Annotated in this window: 9 protein-coding genes; 5 read left to right on the top strand and 4 right to left on the bottom strand. The window is 38.7% G+C overall.

All coding sequences use genetic code 11. The features are described 5' to 3' along the window. Positions 1-3 precede the first annotated feature (3 nt). The 5 genes from FRZ67_RS11975 to FRZ67_RS11955 all read left to right on the top strand — a co-directional run bounded on the left by FRZ67_RS11975 (position 4) and on the right by FRZ67_RS11955 (position 7,403). Positions 4-699, top strand: coding sequence for an L-ribulose-5-phosphate 4-epimerase (locus tag FRZ67_RS11975; RefSeq protein ID WP_147189791.1), 696 nt, complete (start codon positions 4-6; stop codon positions 697-699). 168 nt (positions 700-867) lie between these two features. Then, positions 868-2,886: a glycoside hydrolase family 127 protein gene (locus FRZ67_RS11970; RefSeq protein WP_147189790.1), complete on the top strand. Its 2,019-nt coding sequence runs from the start codon at positions 868-870 to the stop codon at positions 2,884-2,886. Positions 2,887-3,032: 146 nt separating this feature from the next. Continuing rightward, positions 3,033-4,559 carry an L-arabinose isomerase gene (gene araA / locus FRZ67_RS11965; protein ID WP_147189789.1) on the top strand — a complete coding sequence of 509 codons (1,527 nt, stop codon included), beginning with the start codon at positions 3,033-3,035 and terminating at the stop codon, positions 4,557-4,559. Between the two features lie 223 nt (positions 4,560-4,782). Beyond that, on the top strand, positions 4,783-6,495 hold the full coding sequence (locus FRZ67_RS11960) for a sodium:solute symporter family transporter (RefSeq protein ID WP_147189788.1): 1,713 nt from the start codon (positions 4,783-4,785) through the stop codon (positions 6,493-6,495). A gap of 215 nt (positions 6,496-6,710) precedes the next feature. Then, the gene (locus FRZ67_RS11955; RefSeq protein ID WP_147189787.1) at positions 6,711-7,403 is read left to right on the top strand and encodes an NUDIX hydrolase; all 693 of its coding nucleotides are present in this window, start codon (positions 6,711-6,713) and stop codon (positions 7,401-7,403) included. A gap of 636 nt (positions 7,404-8,039) precedes the next feature. On the opposite strand, the gene FRZ67_RS11950 is transcribed toward FRZ67_RS11955, so the two are convergent. From FRZ67_RS11950 to FRZ67_RS11935, 4 genes are all read right to left on the bottom strand, one after another. Then, on the bottom strand, positions 8,040-9,599 hold the full coding sequence (locus FRZ67_RS11950; RefSeq protein WP_147189786.1) for a M20/M25/M40 family metallo-hydrolase: 1,560 nt from the start codon (positions 9,597-9,599) through the stop codon (positions 8,040-8,042). A gap of 160 nt (positions 9,600-9,759) precedes the next feature. Continuing rightward, positions 9,760-10,590, bottom strand: coding sequence for a glutamate racemase (gene murI, locus FRZ67_RS11945; RefSeq protein WP_147189785.1), 831 nt, complete (start codon positions 10,588-10,590; stop codon positions 9,760-9,762). A gap of 205 nt (positions 10,591-10,795) precedes the next feature. After that, positions 10,796-11,413, bottom strand: coding sequence for an OmpH/Skp family outer membrane protein (locus FRZ67_RS11940; RefSeq protein ID WP_147189784.1), 618 nt, complete (start codon positions 11,411-11,413; stop codon positions 10,796-10,798). Between the two features lie 39 nt (positions 11,414-11,452). Next, on the bottom strand, positions 11,453-11,965 hold the full coding sequence (locus tag FRZ67_RS11935; RefSeq protein WP_147189783.1) for an OmpH/Skp family outer membrane protein: 513 nt from the start codon (positions 11,963-11,965) through the stop codon (positions 11,453-11,455). Positions 11,966-11,984 lie beyond the last annotated feature (19 nt).

Genomic DNA, 11,984 nt, shown 5'->3' with positions numbered 1-11,984 from the left:
TAAATGAAATACGAACATATACAACAGGAGGCTTACGAAGCCAACATGCAATTACCAAAACTCGGTTTGGTATTGTTTACGTTTGGTAACGTAAGTGCAGCTGACAGAAGTCTGGGTGTATTTGCAATCAAGCCAAGTGGTGTGCCTTATGAAAATCTTTCGCCTGATAAAATGGTTGTAGTAGATTTTGATGCAAACGTTGTTGAAGGAACACTGCGACCGTCCTCAGATACAAAGACGCACGCTGTATTGTACAAATATTGGGAAACACTTGGTGGCATTGCGCATACACATTCCACCTATGCTACATCCTGGGCACAGGCGCAAAGAGACATACCAATTTTCGGAACCACTCACGCAGATCATAATACGGTTGATATTCCCTGTGCACCGCCAATGCACGATGACATGATCAAAGGAAATTATGAACACGAAACAGGTTTCCAGATCATGAATTGTTTTAATGAACGTAAACTGGATTATAAAGAAGTGGAGATGATACTTGTGGGTAATCATGCACCTTTCACATGGGGCAAGAACGCCGACAAGGCTGTTTACAACAGCGCGGTGCTTGAGCAAATTGCACACATGGCTTTTATTACAGAATCAATAAATGCAGATGCACAGCGGTTAAAAGAAACATTGATCAAAAAACATTTTGAGCGTAAGCACGGACCTGATAGTTATTACGGACAATAGGCTGATTCTCTGATTAAGCTGACAAGAAAAAAGTTGATCAGTCACATCAGGTTAATCAGGTTAGAATCATAGTTTAAATGATGCATAAAGTTCCGGACGTACAAGTGAGTGACACAACGGATGGTGCTATGAAAATCTATAGTTGGTAACAAAAAAATTCTAACAATCATGAAACGGATCATTCTCTCTTTTTCATTACTCTCAACAACTTTTTTGTTTGCGCAAAAAAAGGATTATCCTATACAGGCGGTGCCTTTTACGAGCGTAAAACTTACCGATAATTTTTGGCTGCCACGTATAAAGATGAATGCCACTGTTACTATTCCTGCATCGTTTGAGCGATGCGAAAGCACAGGTCGTGTAAAGAATTTTGTAATGGCGGCAACGCACCAGGGAAAGTTTTGTACCATCTATCCTTTTGATGACACAGACATTTATAAAACAATTGAAGGCGCATCTTACTCATTGAGTTTATTTCCGGATGTAAAGCTTGCGGCGTACTTAGATTCATTGATAACGATCATTGGCAAAGCGCAGGAACCAGATGGATATTTATACACTGCAAGAACAATCAATCCAAATGATGTTGGTGCGTGGGTGGGCAAACAACGTTGGGAAAAAGAGAGAGAGTTGAGTCATGAATTATACAATGCCGGTCATTTATATGAAGCAGCAGCAGCGCATTATATGGCAACGGGCAAAAGAAATTTGTTAGACATCGCATTGAAGAATGCAGATCTCGTTTGTTCTGTTTTTGGTCCGGGTAAAAGACATGTGGCACCCGGTCATGAAATAGTTGAAATGGGGCTGGTAAAATTATACCGTATCAGTGGTAAGCCTGAATATTTAGCAACAGCAAAAGATTTTATTGAATATCGCGGGCACTATAATGGTTACGATTCAACGAGTAAAGATGAATGGAAGAATGGCATGTACTGGCAGGATGATAAGCCAGTTGTTGATCAACGGGAAGCAGAAGGTCATGCTGTGCGTGCAGGTTACTTATACTCCGGCGTTGCAGATATAGCAGCACTTACAGGAGATCAGCAATTGCTTGCAGCTGTTGATAGCATCTGGACAAATGTTGTTACAAAGAAAATGTATGTACAGGGTGGTGCAGGTGCAATTGGAGATGGTGAACGTTATGGTGAGAATTATGAATTGCCCAATGAAACTGCATACAATGAAACGTGTGCAGCTATTGCAAATATATTCTGGAATCAACGTATGTTCCTTTTGCATGGAGATTCAAAATATATTGATGTGATGGAGAAAATTTTATACAACGGGTTTATCTCAGGAATCGGTTTGGATGGAAAATCTTTTTTCTACACCAATGCGATGCAGATAAAAAACACTTTCTCGCATGCTGATATGGAAGCACAACGTTCAGGATGGTTTCCTTGTTCCTGTTGCCCTACCAATGATGTGCGCATACTTCCATCAATTCCCGGTTACGTGTATGCCCAAAAAGATGACAAGTTGTTTGTAAATCTTTTTATCAACGGCACTTCAAACATGAAAGTGATGGATAAAGATGTTTCTGTTGAGCAGCAAAATAATTATCCATGGGATGGTGATCTTAAGTTCATTGTCAACACAAAGAAGCCTTCAAATTTCTCCATGCTGGTGCGCATTCCGGGCTGGGCAAAAGGTATTGCAATGCCTTCAGATCTTTATACTTTCAAAAATCAGATGCGCATACAGGTGCAAATTCCAATCACGGTAAATGGTCAGCCTGTTGAGTATGAAATGGAAAATGGTTACGCAGTCATCAAAAGAATATGGAAGAAAAATGATGTTGTTGAAGTAAAACTTCCAATGAATGTGGAGCGTGTTGTTGCAAATGAAAATGTAAAAAGTGATATTGGAAAGGTTGCATTACAGCGTGGCCCTGTTATTTATTGCGCAGAGTGGAAAGACAATGAGGGCCGTGCAGCAAATATCGTAATGCCAGACGCAGCAACTTTTACAACAGAATTTAAACAGGATATGTTAAATGGTATTCAGGTTATTAAGTCCACAGTTCCTGCGGTTATTGTTGATGCAAACGGGGAAACAGTTCAAACCAAACAACAGCCTTTTGTTGCTATTCCATATTATGCATGGGCAAATCGCGGCAAAGGTGAAATGATGATCTGGTTTCCGGAGAAAGTAAAAGATGTAGACATTATTGCGGGTGAATAATTTTTTGTGCCCGACAATTTGTGCATGCATCAGGCTTTCGTTGCGTCGCACTCTTGTACTATAGCAATCATTTCGGCTTTAATAAAACATAAATTAAATACTTACAGCTTCTATTTCATTTTAGGAGTCAGGACAAAATAACTTTTATGAAGAATCTTATTTATACAGATGGAAGCAAACCTTTAGGTAAACTGGAAGTGTGGTTTATTACCGGAAGTCAGAACCTGTATGGCGAAGAAACGCTGCGGCAAGTAGCAGAACATTCCAAAGAAATTGCAGCAGCATTACATGCTTCTGCAGTAATCCCGGTGAGCGTGGTGTTTAAACCAACAGTAAAATCAACAGAAGAAATTTATGCGCTTTGCCAGGAAGCAAATACAGCAAAGAGCTGTATTGGTATTATTACATGGATGCATACTTTCTCTCCTGCAAAAATGTGGATCAATGGTTTGAAGATCTTGCAGAAACCAATGCTGCATTTGCATACACAATACAACCGCGATATTCCATGGAGTGATATTGATATGGACTTCATGAACCTTAACCAAAGTGCACATGGTGACCGTGAATTTGGTTTTATGATGAGTCGTATGCGCATGAGAAGAAAAGTTGTAGTGGGTCATTGGCAGAGTGCGGACGTACATGAACGCATCAATGTATGGAGCCGTGCAGCAGCCGGATGGCATGATTGGCAGGGTGCAAAGTTTGTACGTTTTGGAGACAATATGCGTTATGTTGCTGTTACGGATGGCGATAAGATAGAAGCAGAATTGAAATTTGGTTTTTCTGTAAACACATATGGTATCGGGGACCTGGTGCAGGTGATCGATGCTGTGAAAGATGAAGATATTGATGCGCTTTGCGCTAAGTATGAAAAGCTGTACAAGGTACAGGACAGTTTAAAAAAAGGCGGTGCAAGACATACCTCTTTGAGGGATACGGCAAAGATCGAAATTGGCATGCGCAAATTTTTGGAAGATGGTAATTACAAAGGATTCACAGATACATTTGAAGATTTGCATGGAATGGCACAATTGCCGGGACTTCCTTCGCAACGCTTAATGGGTGAAGGTTACGGCTTTGCGGGAGAAGGTGACTGGAAAACGTCAGCACTTATAAGAGCTATGAAAGTAATGGGCACAGGTTTAAAAGGCGGTAACTCTTTTATGGAAGATTACACTTACCATTTTGAACCCGATAACGAAATGGTTTTAGGTGCGCATATGCTGGAGATATGCGAAAGCATCGCAGATGGCAAACCATCGTGTGAGATACATCCATTGGGGATTGGTGGCAAAGCAGATCCGGTGAGACTTGTATTCAATGTTACAGGAGGTACAGCCTTAAATGCATCAATAGTAGATATGGGTAGCAGGTTTCGTTTGCTTGTAAATAAAGTAGTGGCAGTAGCGCCACAACACGATTTGCCTAAACTTCCGGTTGCAAGAGTATTGTGGAAACCGTATCCCAACATGGCAGATGGTTGTGCTGCATGGATCTATGCAGGCGGAGCCCATCATACTGCATACAGCCAAAACCTAACTGCAGAGCACTTAGAAGATTTTGCAGACATGGCAGGCATTGAATGTATAATGATAGATGAGTATACCAAACTGCGTGAATTGAAAAATGAATTAAGATGGAGTGACGTATACTACCAGTTGAATAAGTAATAAAAGAATTATAAGTGTACTTTCTGTTTTTTAATTTTTTGAAAACAATAAAACTGTATTTTGTGTAATCGTTTGTTCATTCTTTGTAATGTTATTTTTATTTGCAGTGGACCATGCTGCATAAAAACCAGAAAGTAGAAGAGTGCGACGCAACGAAAGCTAAATAGTAGTATCAGAGCCTGGCTCAATATTATATATAACCTCTAATAACGATTGATCTGTTATGAACAAACTTCTCTTCCAGGACAAACTCATCTTTGTTGTTTACTTTATTATTGTTGCAGGCTACGGTTATTACATCTATCGCAGGAAAAAGAAAGCGGTGATGGATACACACGACTTTTTTCTTGCAGAAGGATCACTTACATGGTGGGCTATTGGTGCATCACTGATTGCTTCTAATATATCTGCCGAGCAATTTATTGGCATGAGCGGTAACGGGTTTACTATTGGTGTAGCAGTTGCTGCATACGAATGGATCGCTGCCATTGCGCTTATCATTGTTGCGGTGTTTTTTATGCCGGTATACCTGAAGAACAAAATATTTACTATGCCGCAGTTTCTTAAAACACGCTATAATGAAACGGTGGCATTGATCATGGCGATCTTCTGGTTATTTTTGTATGTTTTTGTAAACCTTACTTCTATCTTATATCTTGGAGCAGTAGCCATCAATAATCTTGTGGGCGGTTCTGAAAATAATTTTCATCTTATTATTATAGCATTGTCTGTATTTGCCATTTTCATTACACTTGGCGGTATGAAAGTGATCGGGTTTACTGATGTAATACAGGTAAGCGTTTTGATTATTGGCGGGCTTGCTACAACTTATGTAGCGCTTACGGTGGTGAGTAAAGAATTTGGTTACGGAGAAAGTGCATTGGAAGGATTTAATCAACTACTTAAAAATGCGCCAGATCATTTTCAAATGATCTTTTCAAAGCCTGACGCAAATTCTACGCAGCAGCAGGTAACGAACTACTTAACTATACCCGGTTTGCTTTCTTATGCTGCAGGTATCTGGATCATTAATCTTAATTACTGGGGATGCAACCAATACATTACGCAAAGAGCTTTGGGTGCAGATCTTAAAACAGCACGTAAAGGAATTTTATTTGCGGGTTTTATAAAATTAGTAATGCCAATCATTGTGATGCTTCCCGGTATTGCTGCTTATGTGTTATATCAAAAAGGATTGCTGCAAAATGAAATGATGGCACACAGCAAGAATGGAATGGTTGTATCAGACAATGCATACTCTGCTATTCTTGGCTATTTGCCAAACGGGCTTATAGGTTTATCGCTTGCCGCATTAACTGCCGCCATTGTTGCATCGCTTGCCGGTAAAGCAAACAGTATCTCTACCATCTTTACTTTAGATATTTACAAGAAATATATTAAGAGAGATGCAACAGAAACGAAGATGGTATGGACAGGCCGCATAGCCATTCTTGCAGCAATGATCGTTTCTATTTTATTAACATGGAAAGATTCACTGAACATAGGTGGTGAAGGAGGCTTTACATTCATTCAAAAATATACAGGCTTTATTAGTCCTGGTGTTTTTGCCATGTTCATTTTGGGTATGTTTTGGAAGAGAACCACAGGTGCTGCAGCCGTTGCTGGTGTAATAGTAGGGTTCCTCTTATCGGTTGTTTTCAATGTATATGCAGCATCATGGTTTGGACCGGATACATGGTTTTATACAGCATATAAAAATGCAGACGGTATTTATGAAATACCTTTCCATGTATGTATGGGTCTTGCCTTTGGTTTTACAATGCTTGTTATGATCTTAATGAGTCTTACAGGTCCTAAAATAAATCCCAAAGCATTTGCACTGGACAAATCCATGTTTAAATTACAACCAGGCATCCTTGCTATGATTGTAATTACTTTACTTATTATTTCACTGCTTTATGTAAGGTTCTGGTAGCATCATTTTTTGTTACCGGCTGTGGTATTTCATGGCATCAACTGTTGCGTCGCACTCTTGTACAGGTTACAGGTTATTGATAAACCGGGCGTAAATACTGATCAAGTTTTTATTGGCTGGTTAAAATTTTCCGGTAAACTTTCAAATTGATTTCCGTCAGTTATTAATATTGCATACAATTTTATATTTAAAGCCTTACAAAGTTTGCACATAAAATGCCCAGTATAATACAGTATAAAGACCACGACCGTTTTCTGCTTGCAGTAGATTGTATCATTTTTGGATTTGACGGGGAACGGTTAAAAGCACTCTTTATTAAAAGAGGCTTTGAACCGGAAACAGGTAAATGGTCATTAATGGGCGGCTTCGCAAAAAAAACAGAAAGCGTGGAAGCCGCTGCAGCACGTATCCTTAAACAACTTACCGGTCTTGATAATATTTACATGGAGCAGATCGGCTGCTTTGGCGATGTTGACAGAGATCCTGGTGGTCGTGTTGTATCCATTGCCTATTTTGCATTAATAAAGATTGCAGACTATAGTGAAGAAATAATGAAAGAACATAATGCAAAATGGTTTACCATAGATAAGATCCCGGCCCTCATTTTCGATCATAAAAAAATGGTTTTACTGGCAAAAGAAAGATTACAGCAAAAAGTTGCCAATCATCCTATAGGCTTTGAATTGCTGCCCGAAAAATTTACGTTGCGCCAGTTGCAGAATTTGTATGAAGCCATTTATGGCAATGAGCTTGATAAAAGAAATTTTACCAGGAAAATACTTTCGCTTGGCATTCTTCATAAGTTGAATGAAAAAGAAAAAACATCTTCGCGCAAAGGTTCATACTATTTTGTATTTGATGAAAAGCGGTACAAAAAATTAGAAAGCGAAGGCGTGAAATTTATTTAGCCAGCTGCAGTTTTTTGTGGCATCTTCGTTGTGTCACTCACTTGTGCGGTTATATAATAATCAGCAAATGAATCTTACACTATAATCCGTATTAAAGTAAATAAATGCCATTAAGCCGGAAGCATTCCGGAAATGCCCTTGCCACCATGCAAAAGCCGTTTGGAAATTTTTGCAGCGAATAAATTGATTTAACGGCATAGAAGATGATGTAAAGGAAAATCTTATAAAAAGTATTTAAACATCTTTATTTTTTAATCTGCCTGTTGCGTAGAGGGTTTGAAATATAACATTGTTTTGTTGAAATAATTTATAGACTTCGGTGCAATAGTTTTTAACAAGTAAGCGTTATTAATTGCGGATTTCAAGTGTACTTGTGAGCTTTAGGAATAAGGGTATAGTAACATTAATACCTGGACGATTCCATGAAGAATTCGTTAACGCTCTATTGCTTTCGGAACATTATTGAACGGAAAAGTCATGGCTATAAAAGCTATGGCTTTTTTGCTTTTAGTGCAACTATATGTTGAATATTGTTTTAACTGCACAAGTGTGCACGCAACAAAGTTTAATAGCAGAAATGCAGCCTGGCTCATAAAAAAATAAGAGGAAGTTTTTTCTTCCTCTTACTAATTTATTTTAGAATGGTGTATCGGTTTCAAAAATAAACCTTTCCGGTTGTGGCAAAGGTTTACGCGGCAACATTTCATCCCGCATGGCAGCATTGTAAACAAACGCTGCAACAATAGTAGCAGCTTGTTTTAAATCATCAATAGAAAGATGATCGTAATTGTCCATATTGCTGTGGTGTGTGCGTGTTTCATATTCAAGAGGATCCTGAATAAACTGGAACGCAGGAATACCAACCGCATCAAATGAAAGATGATCTGTAGAACCCGTATTGCTGCTGGTAATTCCTGTTGCACCCATGTCTGCGAAAGGTTCTAACCATGCTTTAAATATATCGCGAACAGCTTCATTGTTTTGCAGAAATATACCACGTATTTTTCCGGAACCATTATCAAGATTGAAGTAAGCAGAAACATCTTTTTGCTCAGGTTTCAGCTTCATGTCTTTTGGATCGCCATAATGATTTTTTACGTAACCAAAAGAACCATACAAGCCTTGTTCTTCACCACCCCACAAACCAATGCGGATAGTTCTGCGTGGTTGTACACCCAGGGTTTTTAAAATACGCATCGCTTCCATCATTACAATGCAACCTGCGCCATTATCTGTTGCACCTGTGCCGCTGTGCCATGAATCAAGATGGCCGCCAAGCATAACAACCTGGTTCTTTAAGTTTGGATCAGTACCAGCAATTTCACCAACAACATTATAGCCTGTCAGATCATCATCATAAAATTTATTCTGCACATCCATTTCAAGCTGCACATTTTCTTTATCTGTAACCATGCGTTGCAATCTTAAATAATCTTCCCTTGTAATAACAAGTTCCGGCAATGGCGCATCATAACCTTTTGCATAAGCAGATGTACCATCAACAGTAATGGTACCGTCTCTGCCACTTGAATTTGATTTTAGTAATGCTGCTGCACCTTTCGATTGCAAATACAAAGTTGTTTTGTATTCATTATTTACAAGCGGAACAAAATAATCTATCTGCTTCCTGTTAAGCATATATGTATCAGGCATTTTGTTTAACACAGAATCTTCATATCGTGTTGAATAAGCTTTAGCTGCAGATCTAAGATTGATGTTAGCTGTTTTTACCATTACAATTTTTCCTTTCAGATCTGCACCCAGTTTATCAATGTTTGCAGAGTCTAATTTATCGAGCAATATTACCGGTGCTGTAATTTGTTTTTTTGTTCCATTGGTCCACGCAACAGGATAGGCGATCATTGGCTGATAGTATGGTTGCTTCAATGCTACATAAGATTTCTCTGTGCTCCATCCTCTGCCGAATTCTCCCCATGCTTCAGGCCCTGTGTTTACTAATCCCCAATCTCTGAATGTCTTTGTAATAAGATCAATTGCTCTTTTGTAACCGGGTGAATTGGTAAGTCTTGGACCACATACGTCAGTTATGTTGTGTGCAATAGTTGTGATCTGCGAATTATTTTTTTCTTCGTCTTTAATTTTTTGCATCATACCCATATCAACTTTTTCCTGGGCATGAAGCATTGTTGAGAGCAGCAGAAGCATAGCAACAACAGGCAGCATTATTTTTCTCATGTGTATTATTTTAAATGAATATACAAATTATGAAATCGAAACCAAACGATGTACTGTAATTATGATAACCGGAATAATTATTTTGCACTTAGCTGCATTGCTGCTATTAAGCTTTTGTTGTGTCACTCACTTGTACGTTCTGAATAAAACTCAGCAGGCATCAACCACGCTCACTAAGATCAACATGATTGGATGATACCTGTTCGCCATAAAATGCAGCGGCATGTTTATCAAAATCCAGCGTATCATCAGTGGTATAAAATACGCGGTTATTATTTTTGGCTAATCGTGTTTCTATTTCGGGATGACGATGTAAATAATCTGCAAGACTGTTCGCAACAATTTCTCCTTGTGTAAGAATGGTTATATCAACGGGCGTATATTCTATTATTTTTTTGATCAGTAAAGGATAATGTGTGCATGCCAGTAAAATGGTATCGATCAACGGTTCTTTTTTTAGCAACTGGTGTATATTTTTCTTAATAAAAAAATCTGCACCGTGACCCTCATGTTCATTGTTCTCAACAAGCGGAACCCACATAGGGCATGCTTCCTGTGTAACTTTAATATCGGGAAAGAATTTTTCAATTTCTATTACGTAAGAATTGGATTGCACCGTACCATTTGTTGCTAATACGCCTACTTTTTTTGTCTTGCTGTATTCTCCCACAACTTCTGTTGTAGGCCTTATTACACCAAGCACCCTTTTATCGGGTGCTATTTTAGGAAGATCATTCTGTTGTATGGTGCGCAGCGCTTTTGCTGATGCAGTATTACAGGCAAGTATAACCAGTGGGCAACCCTGTTTAAAAAACCATTCCACACACTGCAGTGTATAATGATAAACTGTTTCAAAAGACCGGTTGCCATAAGGTGCACGGGAGTTATCGCCGAGATAGATATAATCGTACTGCGGCAGTTTTGCCACTATTTCTTTTAGCACAGTAAGACCACCATAACCTGAATCAAAAACGCCTATGCTACCCTGCATAACAAAAAGAATTTTATTGAAGTTACTGCAATTAAGTTTACAAGTTTACAAGCTGATGATTCTTTGCATTTGTAAAATTGTTGAAATAGATACAGGTGTACAAGAGTGCGACGCAACAGTTGACGCCCTTTTTATAGATGCTGAATACCTAAAATAAAAAACCACGCCAAATGACGTGGTTTTTATAACTATTATAAATAGCCGCTTAATTCGTTTTTGGTTTTGCACCAGTTGCAGGTGGTTTAGTACCAGCAGGTGCTGTTTTTGCATCGGGATCATCACCAACCTGTAATAATTCCTGTGGCAGAGAAGTAAGCTTTAATTCTTTTGCAACGGAGATAAAAAGATTGTCGATAGGGAAACCAAACTCATAAGTCTGTGGTTTTAGAATAAGAGCATACTTTTTTGTTTCCAATACTTTTTGATAAGCATTGGCAACCTGTACGTAAAGTGGCTGGGCTAACTGACCTCTTTTTGCTTCAGATTTTCTTTGTGCTATCTGCTGCCAGTACACAAGGTTCATGGCCATTTCCTGGCGTTTGCCTGCAGTATAGTCTAATATCGCCTTTGCTTTTCCTGCAGCAGAGTCTGATTTGAATGTGCTGTCGAGCCGCTGATATTCGCTTTGGTAAATATTGTATTCAGTAGTAAGAGAATCCTGCTGATAGATCTGTAAGAGACTGTCTACGGCAGCATAGCCGGGCATAGCCTGTACCATATAATCAATATCAAATACTGCGACCTTAAACTGCTGTGCCTTTACGTCTTCGCCTGCAAACATTACAGCAGAAAGAACGAGCATTGAAAAGATAACTTTTTTCATGAGTGTGCTGTTGATTTTATTAATTGATTTTTTGATGACTTATTTTATTCCCAATTCACGTAATATATCGTCGCTCTTGTCCAATTTTGGGTCGGCAAATATAACGGTAATTCCTTCACTTTTATCAAGTATGAAATCGTAACCCCTTGCCACCGCAATTTTTTGCACGGCGTTGTAAACTTTGTCCTGTAAAGGTTTTACCAGTTTCTCTCTTTCTTTAAAAAGATCGCCCTGGTAACCAAAACGTTTTTTCTGGAGGTCTCGTAATTCTTTTTCTTTATTAAATAATTCGTCTTCGCGTTTCTTTTTCAGGTCGTCGCTGAGCATAAATTGTTCTGCATCGTAATCTTTATACATTTTATCTAACTCAGCTTGTTTATTGTCGATCTCTTTTTGCCATTGTTCGCTAACTACCTGTAATTTTTTATCTGCGTCGGTATACTCAGGCATTTTGTTGAGGATATACTTTGTATCAATAACTGCATATCGTTGTGCATATGTAGTTGCAGTGAGCAGCATAAAGCCTATGGCAATGATCAATATTTTTTTCATATAGAAGTTTTTATGAAAT

The organism is Panacibacter ginsenosidivorans (assembly GCF_007971225.1).
Lineage (GTDB): Bacteria > Bacteroidota > Bacteroidia > Chitinophagales > Chitinophagaceae > Panacibacter > Panacibacter ginsenosidivorans.
This window is presented reverse-complemented; position numbering and strand designations above follow the sequence as displayed.

What these genes read in the sequence shown, in the direction of transcription:
- FRZ67_RS11935 (WP_147189783.1), bottom strand. Translation starts at nt 11,965, where the DNA reads ATGAAAAAAATATTGATCATTGCCATAGGCTTTATGCTGCTCACTGCA.
- FRZ67_RS11940 (WP_147189784.1), bottom strand. Translation starts at nt 11,413, where the DNA reads ATGAAAAAAGTTATCTTTTCAATGCTCGTTCTTTCTGCTGTAATGTTT.
- FRZ67_RS11975 (WP_147189791.1), top strand. Translation starts at nt 4, where the DNA reads ATGAAATACGAACATATACAACAGGAGGCTTACGAAGCCAACATGCAA.
- FRZ67_RS11960 (WP_147189788.1), top strand. Translation starts at nt 4,783, where the DNA reads ATGAACAAACTTCTCTTCCAGGACAAACTCATCTTTGTTGTTTACTTT.
- murI (WP_147189785.1), bottom strand. Translation starts at nt 10,590, where the DNA reads ATGCAGGGTAGCATAGGCGTTTTTGATTCAGGTTATGGTGGTCTTACT.
- FRZ67_RS11970 (WP_147189790.1), top strand. Translation starts at nt 868, where the DNA reads ATGAAACGGATCATTCTCTCTTTTTCATTACTCTCAACAACTTTTTTG.
- FRZ67_RS11950 (WP_147189786.1), bottom strand. Translation starts at nt 9,599, where the DNA reads ATGAGAAAAATAATGCTGCCTGTTGTTGCTATGCTTCTGCTGCTCTCA.
- FRZ67_RS11955 (WP_147189787.1), top strand. Translation starts at nt 6,711, where the DNA reads ATGCCCAGTATAATACAGTATAAAGACCACGACCGTTTTCTGCTTGCA.
- araA (WP_147189789.1), top strand. Translation starts at nt 3,033, where the DNA reads ATGAAGAATCTTATTTATACAGATGGAAGCAAACCTTTAGGTAAACTG.